Origin of the sequence: Sphingobium psychrophilum, assembly GCF_012927105.1 — a bacterium.
GTDB classification, from domain to species: domain Bacteria; phylum Pseudomonadota; class Alphaproteobacteria; order Sphingomonadales; family Sphingomonadaceae; genus Sphingobium; species Sphingobium psychrophilum.
The window spans coordinates 566,450-582,394 of the sequence record NZ_JABBFV010000001.1; the positions used below are offsets into that span (position 1 = coordinate 566,450).

Annotated in this window: 20 protein-coding genes and 1 tRNA gene; 10 read left to right on the plus strand and 11 right to left on the minus strand. The window is 64.4% G+C overall.

Annotation, left to right across the window (positions count from 1 at the left end):
- The first annotated feature begins 52 nt into the window (after positions 1-52).
- The gene (locus tag HHL08_RS02880) at positions 53-250 is read left to right on the plus strand and encodes a hypothetical protein (RefSeq protein ID WP_169570947.1); all 198 of its coding nucleotides are present in this window, start codon (positions 53-55) and stop codon (positions 248-250) included.
- Positions 251-270: 20 nt separating this feature from the next.
- On the opposite strand, the gene HHL08_RS02885 is transcribed toward HHL08_RS02880, so the two are convergent.
- The gene (locus tag HHL08_RS02885) at positions 271-1,581 is read right to left on the minus strand and encodes an MFS transporter (RefSeq protein WP_169570948.1); all 1,311 of its coding nucleotides are present in this window, start codon (positions 1,579-1,581) and stop codon (positions 271-273) included.
- Between the two features lie 132 nt (positions 1,582-1,713).
- On the opposite strand from HHL08_RS02885, the gene pgsA reads away from it, so the two are divergent.
- Genes pgsA through HHL08_RS02900 form a run of 3 tightly spaced genes read left to right on the plus strand, consistent with a single transcriptional unit; the run spans position 1,714 to position 2,984 of the window.
- Positions 1,714-2,277, plus strand: a complete 564-nt coding sequence (pgsA, locus tag HHL08_RS02890) for a CDP-diacylglycerol--glycerol-3-phosphate 3-phosphatidyltransferase (RefSeq protein WP_169570949.1) — start codon at positions 1,714-1,716, stop codon at positions 2,275-2,277.
- A 6-nt stretch (positions 2,278-2,283) separates the two neighbouring features.
- Positions 2,284-2,544 (plus strand): molybdopterin converting factor subunit 1, encoded by a 261-nt coding sequence (gene moaD, locus HHL08_RS02895; RefSeq protein ID WP_169570950.1) that lies wholly within the window; start codon positions 2,284-2,286, stop codon positions 2,542-2,544.
- Positions 2,541-2,984 carry a molybdenum cofactor biosynthesis protein MoaE gene (locus tag HHL08_RS02900; protein ID WP_169570951.1) on the plus strand — a complete coding sequence of 148 codons (444 nt, stop codon included), beginning with the start codon at positions 2,541-2,543 and terminating at the stop codon, positions 2,982-2,984. The genes moaD and HHL08_RS02900 overlap by 4 nt, the downstream gene beginning before the upstream one ends.
- Positions 2,985-3,001: 17 nt before the next feature.
- Here the strand turns inward: HHL08_RS02900 and HHL08_RS02905 are convergent, their stop codons facing one another.
- Positions 3,002-3,931: a hydrogen peroxide-inducible genes activator gene (locus HHL08_RS02905; RefSeq protein WP_169570952.1), complete on the minus strand. Its 930-nt coding sequence runs from the start codon at positions 3,929-3,931 to the stop codon at positions 3,002-3,004.
- Between the two features lie 39 nt (positions 3,932-3,970).
- A complete protein-coding gene (locus HHL08_RS02910) occupies positions 3,971-4,744 on the minus strand; it encodes a sulfite exporter TauE/SafE family protein (RefSeq protein ID WP_169570953.1) in 774 nt (257 codons plus the stop codon).
- A 12-nt stretch (positions 4,745-4,756) separates the two neighbouring features.
- On the opposite strand from HHL08_RS02910, the gene HHL08_RS25890 reads away from it, so the two are divergent.
- Genes HHL08_RS25890 through HHL08_RS02920 form a run of 3 tightly spaced genes read left to right on the plus strand, consistent with a single transcriptional unit; the run spans position 4,757 to position 6,002 of the window.
- Positions 4,757-4,885 carry a hypothetical protein gene (locus HHL08_RS25890; protein WP_268932667.1) on the plus strand — a complete coding sequence of 43 codons (129 nt, stop codon included), beginning with the start codon at positions 4,757-4,759 and terminating at the stop codon, positions 4,883-4,885.
- A 29-nt stretch (positions 4,886-4,914) separates the two neighbouring features.
- Positions 4,915-5,634: a serine O-acetyltransferase EpsC gene (gene epsC / locus HHL08_RS02915; RefSeq protein WP_169570954.1), complete on the plus strand. Its 720-nt coding sequence runs from the start codon at positions 4,915-4,917 to the stop codon at positions 5,632-5,634.
- Positions 5,634-6,002 carry a DUF2794 domain-containing protein gene (locus tag HHL08_RS02920; protein WP_206377643.1) on the plus strand — a complete coding sequence of 123 codons (369 nt, stop codon included), beginning with the start codon at positions 5,634-5,636 and terminating at the stop codon, positions 6,000-6,002. The genes epsC and HHL08_RS02920 overlap by 1 nt, the downstream gene beginning before the upstream one ends.
- Before the next feature lie 51 nt (positions 6,003-6,053).
- On the opposite strand, the gene HHL08_RS02925 is transcribed toward HHL08_RS02920, so the two are convergent.
- Entirely contained in the window at positions 6,054-7,112 is a 1,059-nt protein-coding gene (locus HHL08_RS02925) for a hypothetical protein (protein WP_169570956.1), read from the minus strand.
- Positions 7,113-7,247: 135 nt separating this feature from the next.
- Between HHL08_RS02925 and HHL08_RS02930 the strand changes: the two genes are divergently transcribed.
- On the plus strand, positions 7,248-8,180 hold the full coding sequence (locus tag HHL08_RS02930; protein WP_169570957.1) for an NAD(P)H-dependent flavin oxidoreductase: 933 nt from the start codon (positions 7,248-7,250) through the stop codon (positions 8,178-8,180).
- Here HHL08_RS02930 and HHL08_RS02935 read toward each other — a convergent pair.
- Positions 8,136-9,053 (minus strand): alpha/beta fold hydrolase, encoded by a 918-nt coding sequence (locus HHL08_RS02935; protein ID WP_169570958.1) that lies wholly within the window; start codon positions 9,051-9,053, stop codon positions 8,136-8,138. The two genes, HHL08_RS02930 and HHL08_RS02935, sit on opposite strands and share 45 nt — an antisense overlap.
- 121 nt (positions 9,054-9,174) lie before the next feature.
- The gene (locus HHL08_RS02940; RefSeq protein ID WP_169570959.1) at positions 9,175-11,145 is read right to left on the minus strand and encodes a hybrid sensor histidine kinase/response regulator; all 1,971 of its coding nucleotides are present in this window, start codon (positions 11,143-11,145) and stop codon (positions 9,175-9,177) included.
- 156 nt (positions 11,146-11,301) lie between these two features.
- Between HHL08_RS02940 and HHL08_RS02945 the strand changes: the two genes are divergently transcribed.
- Both HHL08_RS02945 and HHL08_RS02950 read left to right on the plus strand, forming a co-directional pair.
- Positions 11,302-12,213 (plus strand): sugar kinase, encoded by a 912-nt coding sequence (locus tag HHL08_RS02945; protein WP_169570960.1) that lies wholly within the window; start codon positions 11,302-11,304, stop codon positions 12,211-12,213.
- 64 nt (positions 12,214-12,277) lie between these two features.
- Positions 12,278-12,351, plus strand: a tRNA-Gly gene (locus tag HHL08_RS02950).
- Positions 12,352-12,362: 11 nt separating this feature from the next.
- Here HHL08_RS02950 and HHL08_RS02955 read toward each other — a convergent pair.
- The 5 genes from HHL08_RS02955 to cyoC are packed head-to-tail and all read right to left on the minus strand — an operon-like array spanning position 12,363 to position 15,945.
- Positions 12,363-12,896 (minus strand): response regulator transcription factor, encoded by a 534-nt coding sequence (locus tag HHL08_RS02955; protein WP_169571106.1) that lies wholly within the window; start codon positions 12,894-12,896, stop codon positions 12,363-12,365.
- Positions 12,886-14,211, minus strand: coding sequence for an ATP-binding protein (locus tag HHL08_RS02960; RefSeq protein WP_169570961.1), 1,326 nt, complete (start codon positions 14,209-14,211; stop codon positions 12,886-12,888). The genes HHL08_RS02955 and HHL08_RS02960 overlap by 11 nt, the downstream gene beginning before the upstream one ends.
- Positions 14,208-14,912, minus strand: coding sequence for an SURF1 family protein (locus HHL08_RS02965; RefSeq protein ID WP_169570962.1), 705 nt, complete (start codon positions 14,910-14,912; stop codon positions 14,208-14,210). Before HHL08_RS02965 ends, HHL08_RS02960 begins: the two co-directional genes overlap by 4 nt.
- Before the next feature lie 5 nt (positions 14,913-14,917).
- Positions 14,918-15,304 (minus strand): cytochrome o ubiquinol oxidase subunit IV, encoded by a 387-nt coding sequence (gene cyoD / locus HHL08_RS02970; RefSeq protein WP_169570963.1) that lies wholly within the window; start codon positions 15,302-15,304, stop codon positions 14,918-14,920.
- Positions 15,301-15,945 (minus strand): cytochrome o ubiquinol oxidase subunit III, encoded by a 645-nt coding sequence (gene cyoC / locus HHL08_RS02975; RefSeq protein ID WP_169570964.1) that lies wholly within the window; start codon positions 15,943-15,945, stop codon positions 15,301-15,303. Before cyoC ends, cyoD begins: the two co-directional genes overlap by 4 nt.

Below are 15,945 nucleotides of genomic sequence, written 5' to 3' on the forward strand. Positions count from 1 at the left end.
TAGCCTCGATCGGGACTGGTCCAAATGGTAAATTTCGCGTTAACCAATCATCATGCGAAACCGACCCCTTGTCCTCACCACCGAATCGGCCCGCCATCCTTTCCGCCAGCGGCTGCCCGCCCATGTGCTGCGCGTGGCGGAGGATATGCCTGGCCGCAAGAAGCGCATCAGCGATGACGACAGCGACTGGAAGCTGTTCGGCCTCAGCTTCGCGGCCTTCTTCACGGCCTTTTACAGCTTCATTTTCTGAACGTCTGACCGGGCGTCCGGTCAGTGGCATAGAGGGCCGTCGCAGGCCTTGTGCAGTTTCCACGCCATTGCGGCGCAGGGCAGCGTCAGGAAGGCGACCAGCAGCAGCTGCATCACCACCGATACGCCCGCAATGCTCAGCCCGATGGCGCACACCGACCCCAGCACCATCGCGCCTGAATTGACGATGTTGTTCGCCGCCACCGTCCGCGCCGCTTCGCATTTTTCGACCGTGGTGGTGAGGAAGGCGTAGAGCGGCACCACGAACATGCCGCCGAAGGTCGCCACGCCCAGCAGGCAGAGCGACAGGGGAATGGCGAGCGGATGGGCCAGGAAGCCGGTCAGTGACAGCATCTGCCCGTCCGGCGACGGCGTCCACAGGTCGCATACGATGTGGAAGGCGACGATGCACAGCCCCATGCCGATCACCGAGGCGGGGGCATATTTGGCCGACACATGGCCCTGCAACAGCCGGTTGATCGCCACGGAACCGATGGCGATGCCGATCGAGAAGATGGCTAGGAAGAGGCTGGCGACAGCTTTGTCAGCGGTGAGGACATTCTTCACCAGCGGCGGAAACTGGATGAACAGGATCGATCCCACCGCCCAGAACAGGCTGATCGCCATGATCGCCAGAAAGAGGCGGCGGATATGCATCGTCCCGCGCACCAGCGCGATCGACGATCGGACGATATGGAAATCGATCGGGTGCTGTGCGAGCAGCGATGGCGCGGAAGGCACTTCGCGACCGGCGACATAGCCGATCAGCGCGGTGATGATGATGCCGATCGCGGCGATTTCCACCGGGATTAGGCCGGCCAGGATCGTGCCGGCCAGGATCGCGATATAGGTGCCCGCCTCGACCAGTCCGGTGCCGCCCAGCACTTCATCGTCATGCAGATGCTGAGGCAGGATCGCATATTTGATCGGGCCGAAGAAGGTCGAATGGATGCCCATGGCGAACAGCGCGACCAGCAGCAGCGGAATCGCCAGCATATGGACCGCAATGCCGCTCCAGATGAGGCCAAGGCCGATGGCGCCGACGCACATGATCACTATTTCGGCCGCCTTCACCCAGCGGATGATGACCGCCTTGTCGCGCTGGTCGGCCAATTGGCCCGATATGGCGGACAGCAGAAAGAAGGGCAGGATGAACAGCCCTGTGGCAAGCGCGCTGAACCAGGTTTCGGACCGTTCGTCATTGTAGACCTGATAGACGACAAACAGCACCATCGCGTTCTTGAACAGATTGTCGTTGAACGCACCGAGCAGCTGGGTGATGAAAAGCGGCAGAAAACGGCGCTTGTTCAAGAGCCTGAGAGAGGCTTGCATGGATAGGGGCGTCTTCTTTTCCGTGAGCGACCGGGGCGGGGTCTAGCGGTTGCCGGCGTCTGTGTCCAATGGGTTGGGCATGGGCGTACAGCTTTGCTTGTATGCCGCGCCGGACTGTGGCAGTTCGCGGCCATGCTCACGCTGCCCAATTTGCTGACGCTTTCGCGGATCGTGACGGTGCCGTTGCTGGTTGCGCTGCTATGGCCGGCGGAACTCGGCGCGCGCTGGACCACCGGCTATGCGCTGGCCTTCGCCCTTTATTGCCTGATGGGCGTGACCGATTATTTCGACGGCTATCTGGCCCGCGCACAAGGCACGGTGTCGAAGCTGGGCGTATTTCTGGACCCGATCGCTGATAAGATCATGGTCGGCGCGGTCATCCTGATGCTGGCCGCGACCCGCGACATTGCCGGCATCCATATCGCCGCCGCGATGATCATCCTGCTGCGCGAGATCGCGGTATCGGGCCTGCGCGAATTTCTGGCGGGGTTGCAGGTGTCGGTGCCGGTATCTCGACTCGCCAAATGGAAGACGACGTTGCAGATCATCGCATTGGGCGCGCTGATCCTGGCCGGGGCGGTGCCCCATATCCCCTTCGTGCAGACGGTCGGCATAGTGACGTTATGGGCCGCGGCGATGCTGACGCTGGTGACCGGCTGGGACTATCTGCGCGTCGGCATCAAGCATATGGACTGACCGAAGATGGCGGACCTGACCATCGTCTATTTCGCCTGGGTGCGCGAAGCCATTGGCCGCGACGAGGAACGGGTCGCGCGGCCCGCGCCAACCGCCAGCGTGGCCGATCTGGTCGCGACGCTGGCTGCTCGAGGTGGCGGCTATGCCGAGGCGCTGGGCGATCCGGCGCGGCTGCGCGCGGCGATCGACCAGCGTTTCGTGCCGTTGGACACGCCAATCGGCGACGCGCGGGAAGTGGCGCTGTTCCCGCCGGTGACGGGCGGATGAAACGGGTTGCCATTCAGGCGGCGGATTTCGATGTGGCCGCCGAACTGGCCGCGCTGGAGGCGCTGGGCGGGGGCGGCGTGGCGAGCTTTATCGGCGTGGTGCGCGGGGAGGGCGGCCTGATTGCGCTGGAACTGGAACATTATCCGGCGATGACGCAGGTGCAGGTCGACCGGATCGTGGAGGAGGCGCTGGCGCGCTGGCCGCTGCTGGGCGTCAGCGTGATCCATCGCTTCGGGCGTCTGGTGCCGGGCGCGCGCATCGTGTTCGTCGGCACGGCGTCGCGCCACCGCACCGCTGCGCTGGAAAGTTGCGCTTTCCTGATCGACTGGATGAAATCCGAAGCGCCCTTCTGGAAGAAAGAGCATTTTGGTGATGGCGCGACTCAATGGGTGGAGGCGCGCGCCGAGGATGAGCTCAAAGCGAAGGGCTGGAAGAGCTGACCAACGGCTGTTTGTTTTCAAGCCGCTTCGGGTAGTCGGCAATTCAGCGCCGCAGCGTCACGCAAAATGCCAGCCAGCAGGTGAAATTCCTTCTCGCGCGGGCTGTTCTTCCGCCACACCAGCGCGATGTCACGCCAGGCGCGTTCCGACTGCAACGGCCGCGCGACGATCCGCGTATGCTCCAATATGCCGCTTGCGATCGCCATTTCGGGGATCATCGTCATGCCCAGGCCATTATCGACCATCTGGATCAGCGTGTGCAGCGACGTGCCCATCATCGTCGCGCTGGCGCGCAGGTCGGGGCGGTTGCAGGCGGCCAGCGCATGGTCCTTCAGGCAATGGCCGTCCTCCAGCAGTAACAATTTGCTTTCGTCGATCATGTCGGGGCCGATCCATTCGGGCGGATCGCGGGGTTCGTCATGCGGGAAGGCGACATAGAGCCGGTCCTGAAACAGGATTTCGCTGTCCACCTCGCCCATGGCGAAGGGCAGGGCCATGAGCACGCAGTCGACATTGCCGTGACGCAGCGATTCGATGCCGGGCTGGGTCGTTTCCTCGCGCAGATAGAGTTTGAGGTCCGGCCGTTCCGCGCGCAGCCGGGGGAGCAGGCGCGGCAGCAGGAAGGGCGCGATGGTCGGGATCACGCTCATCCGCAATTCGCCGGTCAACGGCTTGCCCGACGCTTCGGCGATGGCGACCAGTTCCTCCGCCTCGCGCAACACGCGATGGGCCTTGTCCACGATGCGATCGCCGAGCGCGGTGAAGCGCACCACCCGGCGGGTGCGTTCGACCAGGGTGACGCCGATCAGCGATTCCAGTTCGCGGATGCCGGCCGACAGGGTCGACTGAGTGACATAGCAACTGTCCGCCGCCTTGCCGAAATGACCCTGCTCTTTCAGCGCAACCAGATATTGCAACTGTTTGAGCGTGGGCAGGTAACTGGACATTTATCGGATTCCTCGATTAGAAATCCGAATATAAGCGCTTTAGCCGATATATCCAAGATACTTCGCTACGCCGAACAGCGAGGTGATGGTCAGGATCACGCCGACTGCGGTGAACAGCAGGCGGGGGGCGACATGGCGGGCCAGCATTGCGCCGAAGGGAGCGGCGATGACGCCGCCGATCAGCAGGCCCAGCGTGTAGGTGGTGAAGGTTTCCCAGCCCAGATGGATCAGGAAGGTCAGGCTGATCGACAGGGTCAGGATGAATTCGACCGTGTTGACCGTGCCGATCGTGTGGCGCGGACTGGCCCCCTGGAGCAGCAGGTTGGACGTCACGATCGGTCCCCAGCCGCCACCGCCGCTGGCATCCATGAAACCGCCGAACAAGCCGAGCGGGCCGACCCATTTGGGATCGCGCGGCTTGGGCGGCAAATGGAAGCCGCGCCAGATGAGGTAGAAACCGATCGCGGCGAGATAGGCCAGGACGAAGGGCTTGATCACCGCGCCGTCGATATTGGAGAGGAAATAGGCGCCGCTGACTCCGCCGATGACGCCGGGAATGATGAGTCGCGCGAAAAGTTTCCAGTCGACATTGCGGTGCAGGATATGGCTGATCGCGGACACGCCGGTCGTGAAGGTTTCCGCGACATGGACGCTGGCGGACGCACGGCTGGGCGATACGCCCATGGTCAGCAGCAGCGTGCTGGAAATGACGCCATAGGCCATGCCCAGGGCACCGTCGATGATCTGGGCACCGAAACCGACAAGGATGAAGGGCAGGATTTCGCCGAAATGGGCGATAAAAGTGTCGATCATCCGCTACCCTTTATGGAATTGTCTATCGCCATGATTGGAATATCGCGGGCTGCCAAGCAAGTTTCTATTTGCAGCGAAAAAGCGGGATTAGCGCGCCATCTGGAAAAGCAGCACGATCTCCCTTATATGCAGCGCTCATAACAAGTCTAGGAACGGTCAGGGACGTCTGGATGGTGCGCAACCTCATTTCCTATCTGGATTCGATCAAATCCCGCGATCCGGCGCCGCGGTCCCGCGCGGAAATCCTGCTCTACCCCGGCGTTTGGTCGCTGGCCTTCCATCGGGTCGCCCATCGCCTCTATCGCGCGCGGCTGTTCTTCCTTGCGCGCGCGGTGAACCATTTGTCGCGGTTCCTGACCGGCAACGACATCCATCCGGGCGCGAAGATCGGCAAGCGCTTCTTCATTGATCATGGTTTCACCGTGATCGGCGAGACGGCCGAGATCGGCGACGATGTCACGCTCTACCAGAATGTCACGCTGGGCGGGACCGATCCTGCGAATGGCATCGCCGGCAAGCGTCACCCCACGCTGAACGATGGCGTGATCGTGGGGTCGGGCGCGCAGGTTCTGGGACCGATCAATGTCGGCGCGCGCGCGCGGGTCGGCGCGAACGCGGTTGTGACGAAGGATGTGGCCGATGGCGCGACCATGGTCGGCATACCGGCGCGCGCGATGCTGATTGACGTGACCGCCTATCAGCGCGACTTCATGCCCTATGGCACGCCCTGTTCGGACTGTTTCGACCCGGAAAAGCAGAAGCTGGAAATGCTCCAGTGTGAGGTCGAGCAATTGCAGAAGCGCCTTGCCGAACTGATGGCGGAGCGCCAGACTCCCGTGATGGGCGCCGATGACGATGCGCCGCTGTTCAAGGAGCGCGGCCGGGCCTGATGAGCAATGTGACGCCGTTTCCCCATCAAGGAGCGGGGCCAGGAGCAGGACCGGTGCCCAAGGGCGGCCAGGTCGGGTTCGACCGGCTGGAACTGCAACGCATCATGGATTTGTACGGCCGCATGGTGTCGGCGGGCCATTGGCGTGACTATGCGATGGACATGGGGCAGGAGGCGGCGATTTTCAGTGCCTTCCGCCGTTCCGCCGAGCGGCCCGAATATCGGATCGAGAAACGCCCCGCGCTGCGCCATCGGCAGGGCGTGTGGGCGCTGGTCGGGGAAAGTGGCCAGATTTTGAAGCGCGGCCAGGAATTGCAGGGCGTTCTGGCCCCGGTCGAACGCAAATTGCTGCGGATTGTCGAGGATTGACGATCGCTTTAGCTGCCCCCTCCGCGATGGGAGGGAGCAGCCCGTCGTCTTTTAAGCGACCGCGCGATCCAGATAGGGCAGGCGTTCTGAGAGACGCGGCGGCAGGCCGCCCACAACCAGCGCGCGGGCATGGTGCCAAAGCGCCGACAGCAGCAGCAGCGCCGACCCGATCACCAGCGCGGTGAGCGCCCAGGACAATTCCACCGCACCGGCCTGGCGGAACAGGCCGTAAAGGGCCAGGAGGACATAGGCGAGGCCGGAGACGAGCAGCGCCCGCCGATCGATCGCCAGCGCCATCAGGCCGAAGGCGACATACAGCGCGATCACGAGCGCCGCGCGACCGGCGCTGATCTCATCGCCTTTCAGCACGCCCAGCAGGTAGAAGAGCGAGTGCGCGATCATTGGAGCGGCGGCCAGGTGCAGCCAGAAGGCGACGTCGGACCGGCGCGTGGTGCGGGCGCGGTCGCTCATGTCCCACCACATGGCGAGCGCGAAGGTGGCGAGGCCCGCGACGAGCAGTAGCGCGAACGGCAGCGTCGCGCTGCCGGGCATGGCGGCGACCACAAGACTGACGCCGACGCCTGCCGCCGCCGCCGCGCCGACCGCCACGGTGATCGGCACCATGAAACGCCGCCAGTGCGCCCAGGCCGCCAGCACGCCCGCGCCAGCCGCGACGCACAGGATCATCGAGGCGAGGCTGTCGCCCGCATCGGGGAAGATCTGCGCGCCCAGCGCACCGACCGCAAAGACGATGCCGCCGACAAATCCGCCCAGCAAAAGAATGGAGGGCAGCGCCATGTGCCGGCGACGGGTGAAATATTCGGCCAATCCCCAACTGACCGCAGCGACCAGCAGGCCGGCCATGACAGCGGGATGATGGTCCGGCGCGCCGAATCGCAGTCCGTTGCCCAGCCAGCCGACGGCCACCAACAGCAGGACGCTGGCGATCGCGACGAAGATGTCGTTGAACCCGGACAGCAGCCGGAAATGTTCTTCATCGACCATCGGCGAAGCGCGCTGCGCCGCCACATGATCTCGCAATGCCTGCGCCGCCTGTGCGGGGATCGCACCCGCCGCTACGGCATCCTGTAGATCGCTCTCGCTATACATCGTCCTGCTCCTGGGACCGTCTGGAGGGTGCATAATAGCATTGCTGTATTAATACATCAACACAGCTTATTTTGGCCTTTTTCCGCAGGTCTAGCGGTGTTAGCGCATGGCCGATAATAAAGGAGAAGATCGATCATGACCCTGCCGACATTGCTGAAAGGCCGCCTGTCGCTGCCGCTGATCGGATCGCCGATGTTCATCATCTCGCAACCGGCTCTGGTCATGGCCCAGTGCCGGGCGGGCATCGTTGGTGCCTTCCCCTCGCTCAATGCGCGCCCATCAGGGCTGTTCGAGGCGTGGTTGCAGCAATTGCAGGCGGAACTGACGGACGCCGACGCGCCCTTCGCCGTCAACCTGATCGTCCATCGCAGCAATGCGCGGCTGGAGGAGGATCTGGCGCTGTGCGTCAAATATCGCGTGCCGCTGGTCATCACCTCGCTCGGCGCGCGGGAGGATGTCAATGCGGCGATCCACAGCTATGGCGGCATCGTCCTGCATGATGTCATTGACGACCGATTTGCGCGCAAGGCGATCGAGAAGGGTGCCGATGGCCTGATCGCGGTCGCCGCCGGGGCGGGCGGCCATGCCGGCACCCTGTCGCCGTTTGCGCTGATCCAGGAAATCCGCCAGTGGTTCGACGGGCCGCTGGCGCTGTCGGGATCGATCGCCACCGGGCGCGCCATCGCCGCCGCGCGGATGATGGGGGCGGACCTGGCCTATATGGGGTCGCCCTTCATCGCCACGGCGGAGGCCAATGCCGATCCGGCCTATAAGCAGATGATCGTCGACAGCCACGCCGCCGACATCGTCTATTCCGACGTCTTCACCGGCGTCCACGGCAATTATCTGCGCCCCAGCATCGTCGCGTCCGGGCTGGACCCCGACAGCCTGCCCAAGGCGAAGGACATGGATTTCGCGGCGATGACCGGTGGCGACAAAAAGGCGTGGCGCGACGTATGGGGCTGCGGCCAGGGCATCGGCGCGGTCGACAAGGTGCAGCCGGCCGCCGATTTCGTGGCAGAGCTAAAGGCTGACTACCGTGCGGCTGTCGCCGGCCTCACCCTCTAGAAACCCGCGCAGTTCGCCGATGAAACGGTCAAACTGGTCATGGTGCAGCCAGTGGCCGGCATCGGCGAACTCGACCAGCCGGGCGTCGCTGAAATGGCGGATGCGGCCGTCCTTTTCCGGGTTAGATGCCCAGCTGTCCTGCCCCAGGCAGAGCAGGGTTGGGCAACTGATCCGCTTCCAGAAGTCGGGCAGTTCCTCATCGGTGGCCGCCTGGGGTGCCAAGCCTTTGAGATAAGGATCGAATTTCCAGCCATAGCTGCCGTCTTCGTTGCGATTGACGCCGTGGCTGGTCAGGTGCAGCGCCTGTTCGACCGTCAGATGCTCGTTGCGTTCGCGCATCCGGCCGATCGCCGCCTCGATCGTGGGATAACGCCGCGGCGTGCGGCGGGCGCTGTCGCGGCGGGTGTCGATCCATTCGCGCCAGACGTCCGGCACCAGGCGTTCGGCCTTGTCCTTCAGGCGGTCGGGGGAAAGGCCAAGCCCTTCGATCGCGACGAGCTTGCGCAGCTTGTCGGGGAACAGGCCCGCATAGCGCAGGCTGATCGCACCGCCGAGCGAATGGCCCACGATCGTTACCGGCGACCGGTCGAGCAGGTCGACCAGTTGCGCCAGGTCATAGACGAAATTGGCCATCATATAGGAGCCGTCGGGCGACCAGTCGCTGTCGCCATGGCCGCGCAGATCGAGCGCGATGACATGATAATCCCGCGCCAACGCCCGCGCCGTCCAGTCCCAGCTGCGGGCATGGTCAAAGCCGCCATGCACCAGGATCAGCGTGGGAGCGGATGTATTGCCCCAGTCGAGATAATGGAGCCGGGTCCGCAGCGACGTGAAGAAATGCGAAGTCGGGGTCGGCGCGGTGGGGATGTCCATGCGATCCTGCAGGCTGGGAACAGATATGGTCCCCATCAGCGAAGTGCACCGATGTTGCAAGCAAAGAGCGACGAAAAATGCCGCTTTTCCAATATTTCTGCCGGACTTTTCGAAAGTCGGTTCAACAATCGGGAAGTATTGGGTCGGGTCCGCGCGCCGCGACAGCCGGGATCAGCGCGCCGCGCATCGCGGTCGCGACCGTGCGGACCAGTTCTGCCTGTTTGAATGGCTTGTCCAGGCGCAGGCGTTGCGTGGCATGCGGCGGCAGTTCGGCAAAGCCGGTGACGATGACGACCGGCAGGCCGGGCTGTATCTGCTCGATCGCATCGGCCAGCTGCGCGCCGGTCATGCCCGGCATGGCATGGTCGGTGACGACCAGGTCGACGCTGCCGCGCTCCAGCAACCGCAGCGCGTCGGCACCGGACGACGCCTGGAACACGGTATGGCCCAGATCCTCCAGCATGCCGGCGGTGTTCATCAGCACCAGATCGTCATCGTCCACCGCCAATATGACCAGGGGGGTGTCGGGGTCATGCATTTCCTCCACCACCATGGCGACGTGCCGGGCATCCGCATCCGCCGCCGCCATCGGCAGCCACAGCGATACGCTGGTCCCGATGCCCGGCTCGCTGGCGATGGTCAGCGATCCGCCGCATTGCTGGGCGAAGCCGTGCACCATCGACAGGCCAAGGCCGGTGCCCTTGCCCACGCCCTTGGTGGTGAAAAAGGGTTCGCGGGCGCGCTCCAGCGTCGCGGCGTCCATGCCCTCGCCCTCGTCGATCACGGACAGGCGGATATAGTCGCCCGCGCCCAGATCCGGCCGCTCGTCCTGCGTGATGGTCGTTTGCGTTGCATCGATGATGATCCGTCCGCCGCCCGGCATGGCGTCGCGCGCATTGACGGCCAGGTTGAGCAGCGCCAGTTCCAGTTGCGAAGGGTCGGCGTGGGCCGCACCCAGCATTGGCGGAAAGCGCATCTCGATCGACACCGCCGCGCCCAGCGTGGTGCGGAACAATTCGGCCATGCCCTGCACCAATATGACGCAGTCGATGCTTTGCAACTTCAATTCCTGCTTTCGGGCGAAAGCCAGCATGCGCTGCGTCAGGGTCGCGCCGCGCTCGGCCGCGGTCATGGCGTTGTCGAGATAGCGGTTGATGTCGCCGCCGGTCGCCATCCGTTGCCGGGCCAGGTCCAGGCTGCCCACGATCACCGCCAGCAAATTATTGAAATCATGCGCAACGCCGCCGGTCAGCTTGCCGATCGCATCCATCTTTTGCGTCTGGATGATGGCGTCGCGCGCTGCGTCGATAGTGCGCTGCGCCTCGCGTCGTTCGGTCAGGTCGCGGGTGATCTTGGCAAAGCCCAGCAAGGTGCCGTCCGGCGTGTGGATCGGGTCGATCACGACATTGGCCCAGAAACGAGAGCCGTCCTTGCGGATGCGCCACCCTTCCGCCTCGAACCGGCCCATGCTCTGCGCGGTATGAAGCGCGCGGGAGGGCAGGCCCGCAAGCCGATCCTCCTCGCTGTAGAAGCGGGAGAAATTCTGGCCCAATATCTCTTCGGTCTTATAACCCTTGAATCGTTCCGCGCCCATGTTCCAGCTCGTCACCGTTCCGACGGGGTCGAGCATATAGATGGCGTAATCGGTCACGCTCTGCACCAGCAGCCGGAATCGATCCTCGCTGGCGCGCAGGGCATCCTGCGCGGCGCGCTGCTCGGTCAGGTCGCGCGTCACTTTCGCAAAGCCCAGCAAGCGGCCATCGGGCGACCGGATCGGATCGATCACCACATTGGCCCAGAAGCGTCCCCCGTCCTTGCGGACGCGCCAGCCTTCCGCTTCGAACCGGCCTTCATGCTCGGCGGCGTAGAGCGCCATGGCGGGGACGCCGCTCGCCTGATCCTCCGGCGTGTAGAAACGCGAAAAATGCTGGCCGATAATCTCGTGGGCCTCATAGCCCTTGAAACGGCGTGCGCCCGCGTTCCAGCTGGCCACGATGCCCGTGGAGTCGAGCATATAGATGGCATAGTCGGTGACGCTTTGAACCAGCAGTTCGAAGCGATTGCCTGTTTCGTCAGTGGAGGCGGTAATCATTATGTCCCCGAATCAAGCGCCGGTGGACGGTGCTCTCTTTGCCATCGGCAAAACGGCGCTGGGACGCAATCGTTCCTTAGCCTCGCATAGGGAGCCCCTCTTGACTTGAAACGCCGCCCTGCGCACCACGCCGGCTCTATTGCGCAGGGAGCGGGCATGACGACGAAGGCGACGATCACGGTCATTGGCGAAGCGATGCTGGAATTGAGCCGCGGCGAGGGCGACAGCTGGAACCTGCGCTATGGCGGCGACGTCATCAATACCGCGATCCATCTGGCGCGGGCGGGCGACAAAGTCCGCCTCGCCAGCGCGCTGGGCGCCGATCCGATGAGCGCGCAGCTATGCGCCCAATGGGAGGCGGAGGGCGTGGACACGTCGCTGGTGATCGCGGCGCAGGACAGGCTGCCTGGCCTCTATGCGATCGAAACGGACGCGGCGGGCGAGCGCAGCTTCCATTACTGGCGAAGCGAGGCGGCGGCGCGGCGGATGTTCGACCTGCCGCAAAGCGCGGCGATGGTGGCGCAGGCAGCGCAATCGGACCTGCTCTATTTCTCGCTCATCACGCTGGCGATCCTGCCCGATGCCGGGCGAGAGGCATTGCTGGACCTGTGTGCCCAGGTGCGCGCCCATGGCGGCCGCATCGCCTTCGACGGCAATTATCGGGCGCGGCTGTGGGACGATGCGGCGATCGCGCGCCACTGGCGCGACCGGGCAATCGCGGTCAGCGACATGGGGTTGCCCACCCTGGCGGACGAGGTCGAGATGGGCGAGGCGGACGACGCCCGCGACGCGGCGGCGCGCTGGGGCGCGGGGGAAGACAAGGATGTTGTCGTCAAGCTGGGCGGCGACGGCTGCCTGGTGGCGGGCGAGATCGTGCGGATACCGCGCCAGTTGGACGTCATCGATTCGAGCGGGGCGGGGGATGCTTTCAATGGCGGCTATCTCCACGCCCGGCTGGTCGGGGCCGGCCCGCATGAGGCGGCGCTGGCCGGGCATCGCCTGGCCGGCTGGAACATCGGCCGTCGCGGCGCGATCCCGGCGCGCGATGCCAATGCGCCTTACGGCTGATCCCCGTTGACAGGCTCCCATTGACAGGCCCCCATGGCTTGCGCCATGGGGCGGGAACAGGCGCGCGGGTGTAGCTCAATGGTAGAGCTTTTGCTTCCCAAGCAAGTGACGAGGGTTCGATTCCCTTCACCCGCTCCAAATATCCAAAATCAACCGACCTGCCGCTTCGCCAATTTCCGCGCGAGCGTGCGGCGATGCATGCCCAGCCGCCGTGCCGCTTCGGAGATATTGAACTCGCTGTCCTTGAGCACTTCATGGATATGCTCCCATTCCAGCGTCTTGATCGACGTCGGCCGGGGCGCCAGCGGCGCGGCGGGGTTGCCGCCCGATCGAGCGAAGGCCGCCTCGATATCGTCGGTGTTGGATGGCTTGGCGAGGTAATTGGTCGCGCCCAGCTTGATCGCCTCCACCGCCGTCGCGATGCTGGCGAAGCCGGTCAGCACCACGATCAGCATGGCAGGATCATGGGCATGCAGCGCCTGCACGCAGGCCAGGCCCGATTGCGGGCCGAGCTTGAGATCGACGACGGCGAAGCCGGGGCGGTTTTCGGCCAGTATCGCCGTTACCGATTCCAGACTGTCGGCCGACAGCACGCTGTAACCGCGCCGCTCGAACGACCGTTTGAGCGTGCGGGCGAAGCCTTCGTCATCCTCGACGATCAGCAATTGCCGTTCATCCGCCATCATTCGCCTCCTCCAGCGCCAGCGTCGCGAGCGGCAGGCGCAGCAGGATCATCGCGCCGCCTTCCGCGCCGTTGCTCGCGTCGACCCGTCCGCCCAGCTTGCGCACCACATTGACGACCAGGAAGAGGCCAAGGCCGCCACCCTGCTTGCCTTTGCTCGACCGGTAGGGCTTGCCGACATCGGCCAGCATCGCCGGATCGAAGCCGCGGCCATTGTCGCGCACCGCGACGTGCAGCCACTGGCTGTCGCGGCTGACCATGATATTGATATAGGTCGCGCCAGCCTCCCGCGCATTGTCGAGCAGGTTGGTCACCGCCTGGCGGATCACCGGATCGGCGATGATGCGCGGATAATCATGCGGGCCGAAATCGCAGCGCAGCGGCATGCCCGGATTGGCGATGCGCCAGTCGCGCGCGATGATGTCGATGAAATCGCGGACATTGGTGACCTGGGGCGCTTCGCCGCGCGCTTCGCCTGCGGACATGAGGATGCCGGTCAATATGGTCTTGCAGCGTTTGACCGCCGCTTCCATTTCGCCCACTTCCTCGACCAGGGCAGGGTGTGCCTTGATTTCGGGCATGTGCCGCCAATCGCCCAGCACCACGGCAAGCTGGGCGAGGGGGGTGCCCAGTTCATGCGCCGCGCCCGACGCCAGCAGGCCCATGCGCACGATATGCTCTTCCTCGACCGCCTGCTGCCGCAATTCCGCCAGATAATGTTCCCGCTGTTGCAGGTTGCGGGTGACGCGGGTGATGAACAGCACCAGCAGTACCGCGGTCATGCTTATGCAGATCCAGGTGCCGACGATGTGCAGGTCGAACAAATGCCCTTCCAGCGTCTCGCTAAGGTCGAGCGGACGATAGACGAAGGCCAGCATCGCCGCGCAGAGCGTCGATACCGCCACGATGCCCCATACGCTCCAACGGTGCAGCAGGACGGCACCGAGCGCAACCTGCACCAGGTAGAGCGACACGAATGGATTGGTCGCGCCGCCGCTCAGGTAAAGCTGCGTGGTCAGCGCAAACACGTCGAACAGCAGCGCCAGGAACAGCTCGGCATGGGTGATGTCGGTGCGCCGGCGCAGCACCATCAGGCTGCCGATGTTCATCGCCGTCGCGATGCAGGGCACGACCAGCATCGATGGCAGCGGCAGGCGGATGTCCATGGCGAAATGGACGAAAAGGATCGTCGCGACCTGCCCGGCGATAGCGATCCAGCGCAACTGCACCAGCAATGCCATGTTGCGGCGTCCGGCGGCGTCGGCAGGCCACCGGCCGGGCAGCCAGCGCATACGTCTTGCAGGCGGTGCGGTCATCCCCGGCGATCTTTTCCCGACTGGCGCATGACGAGGCTATAGGCCCCCACGACCATGGCCGCCAGTATGAACCAGGTGATGGCATATTGCAGATGGCTATTGGGGAAACGGACCACGGTCAGCCCGCCGACCGGCAAGGCTTCGGGCGAAGGACCGGCCTGCGCGTCGATGAAATAGTTGGCGACCGGCTCCAGCTTGCGCGTTGCGGCGATGACGGCGACGTCGCGCGAATACCAGCGGTCGGCGCCGGGATCGTTGCTGCGCAGGAAGCCGCCGCCCGGTTCGGTCAGGCGCAGCAGGCCGGTGACGCGCACCGTGCCGTGGGGCCGGTCATAACGGGTCTTGGCCTCCGGTGGCACGAAGCCGCGGTTTACGAGCAGGATCACGCCGCTGGGCTGGCGCAGCGGGGTGAGCACCCAATAGCCCGCGCCGCGCACGGTGGCGGCCTGCACCAGCGCGGCCCTGTCATGCAGGAAAATGCCGGTTGCGGTGACGCGGCGATATTCGTCGGTTTGGGTTGCCCTGGCCGGGGCCGATGTCGGCGCGGCGTGGATACGGGCATCGACGCGGGCGATTAAATCGCGCTTCCATGCCAGCCGCTCCACCTGCCAGACGCCGAGGGCACAGAGGCCCATGAACAGGATGAGCGCGGCCAGCGTCAGGCCGACCGGGAACCCCGCCTTTTGGGGGCGGGGGTCCATGGCTGTCACGGCATCTGGCTCATGTCATGCGACATGGTCGGCATCATATTATGGTTGAGGTGATACATGACCCAGGTCGAACCCGACAGGGTGATGACGACCAGCACCAGCGTAAAGATCAACGCCATCATCGACCAGCCGCCTTCGGAGCGGGTGTTCATGTGCAGGAAGTAGATCATGTGGACCACGATCTGCACCACCGCAAAGGCCATGATGATGATCGCGGTGGTCTGCGGATTGGCGAAGAAGCCGGTCATGACCAGCCAGAAGGGGATGGCCGTCAGGATCACCGACAGGCCGAACCCGATCATATAGCTACCCATGGTTCCGTGCGCGCCTGCATGGGCGTCGGGGTGGTCATGGCCGGGCTTGGGGTGGGCGGCATCGCTCATCGCAGCATTCCCATCAGATAGACAAAGGTGAAGACGCCGATCCAGATGACGTCGAGAAAGTGCCAGAACATCGACAGGCACATCAGGCGGCGCTGGTTGGCCGGGATCAGGCCATGCCTGGCGACCTGCACCATCAGCGTCACCAGCCAGATGCAGCCGAAGGTGACGTGCAGCCCGTGAGTGCCGACCAGCGTGAAGAAGGCCGACAGGAAGCCGGACCGCATCGGCGTCGCGCCCTCATGGACGAGGTGCGCGAACTCATACATTTCGATGCTGAGGAATGCCAGGCCGAACAGGCCGGTGATCGCCAGCCAGCCCTGGGTCGCGGCGACCCTGTTCTTTTCCATCGCCAGCATGGCAAAGCCGTAGGTGATGGAGGAAAAGAGCAGCATCGCGGTGTTGAGCGCTACCAGCGGCAGGTCGAACAGGTCTTTTGGCCCCGGTCCCGCCGCATAATTGCCGCCCAGCACCGCATAGGTGGCGAACAGGCAGGCGAAGATGAGGCAATCGCTCATCAGGTACATCCAGAAGCCCAGCATGGTGCTGGACCCTTCGGGATGATGCGGCTCGTGGGCCAGGTGGAAGAGCGGGTTACCGTCCTTGTCGAGGAAGGCGGGATCGATCGGAGATGCGCTTGCCAT

Bases quoted from the DNA above. Each gene is read 5' to 3' on its own strand.
- HHL08_RS02880 (WP_169570947.1), top strand. From the start codon at position 53: ATGCGAAACCGACCCCTTGTCCTCACCACCGAATCGGCCCGCCATCCT.
- HHL08_RS02885 (WP_169570948.1), bottom strand. From the start codon at position 1,581: ATGCAAGCCTCTCTCAGGCTCTTGAACAAGCGCCGTTTTCTGCCGCTT.
- pgsA (WP_169570949.1), top strand. From the start codon at position 1,714: ATGCTCACGCTGCCCAATTTGCTGACGCTTTCGCGGATCGTGACGGTG.
- moaD (WP_169570950.1), top strand. From the start codon at position 2,284: ATGGCGGACCTGACCATCGTCTATTTCGCCTGGGTGCGCGAAGCCATT.
- HHL08_RS02900 (WP_169570951.1), top strand. From the start codon at position 2,541: ATGAAACGGGTTGCCATTCAGGCGGCGGATTTCGATGTGGCCGCCGAA.
- HHL08_RS02905 (WP_169570952.1), bottom strand. From the start codon at position 3,931: ATGTCCAGTTACCTGCCCACGCTCAAACAGTTGCAATATCTGGTTGCG.
- HHL08_RS02910 (WP_169570953.1), bottom strand. From the start codon at position 4,744: ATGATCGACACTTTTATCGCCCATTTCGGCGAAATCCTGCCCTTCATC.
- HHL08_RS25890 (WP_268932667.1), top strand. From the start codon at position 4,757: ATGGAATTGTCTATCGCCATGATTGGAATATCGCGGGCTGCCAAGCAA.
- epsC (WP_169570954.1), top strand. From the start codon at position 4,915: ATGGTGCGCAACCTCATTTCCTATCTGGATTCGATCAAATCCCGCGAT.
- HHL08_RS02920 (WP_206377643.1), top strand. From the start codon at position 5,634: ATGAGCAATGTGACGCCGTTTCCCCATCAAGGAGCGGGGCCAGGAGCA.
- HHL08_RS02925 (WP_169570956.1), bottom strand. From the start codon at position 7,112: ATGTATAGCGAGAGCGATCTACAGGATGCCGTAGCGGCGGGTGCGATC.
- HHL08_RS02930 (WP_169570957.1), top strand. From the start codon at position 7,248: ATGACCCTGCCGACATTGCTGAAAGGCCGCCTGTCGCTGCCGCTGATC.
- HHL08_RS02935 (WP_169570958.1), bottom strand. From the start codon at position 9,053: ATGGACATCCCCACCGCGCCGACCCCGACTTCGCATTTCTTCACGTCG.
- HHL08_RS02940 (WP_169570959.1), bottom strand. From the start codon at position 11,145: ATGATTACCGCCTCCACTGACGAAACAGGCAATCGCTTCGAACTGCTG.
- HHL08_RS02945 (WP_169570960.1), top strand. From the start codon at position 11,302: ATGACGACGAAGGCGACGATCACGGTCATTGGCGAAGCGATGCTGGAA.
- HHL08_RS02955 (WP_169571106.1), bottom strand. From the start codon at position 12,896: ATGGCGGATGAACGGCAATTGCTGATCGTCGAGGATGACGAAGGCTTC.
- HHL08_RS02960 (WP_169570961.1), bottom strand. From the start codon at position 14,211: ATGACCGCACCGCCTGCAAGACGTATGCGCTGGCTGCCCGGCCGGTGG.
- HHL08_RS02965 (WP_169570962.1), bottom strand. From the start codon at position 14,912: ATGGACCCCCGCCCCCAAAAGGCGGGGTTCCCGGTCGGCCTGACGCTG.
- cyoD (WP_169570963.1), bottom strand. From the start codon at position 15,304: ATGAGCGATGCCGCCCACCCCAAGCCCGGCCATGACCACCCCGACGCC.
- cyoC (WP_169570964.1), bottom strand. From the start codon at position 15,945: ATGGCAAGCGCATCTCCGATCGATCCCGCCTTCCTCGACAAGGACGGT.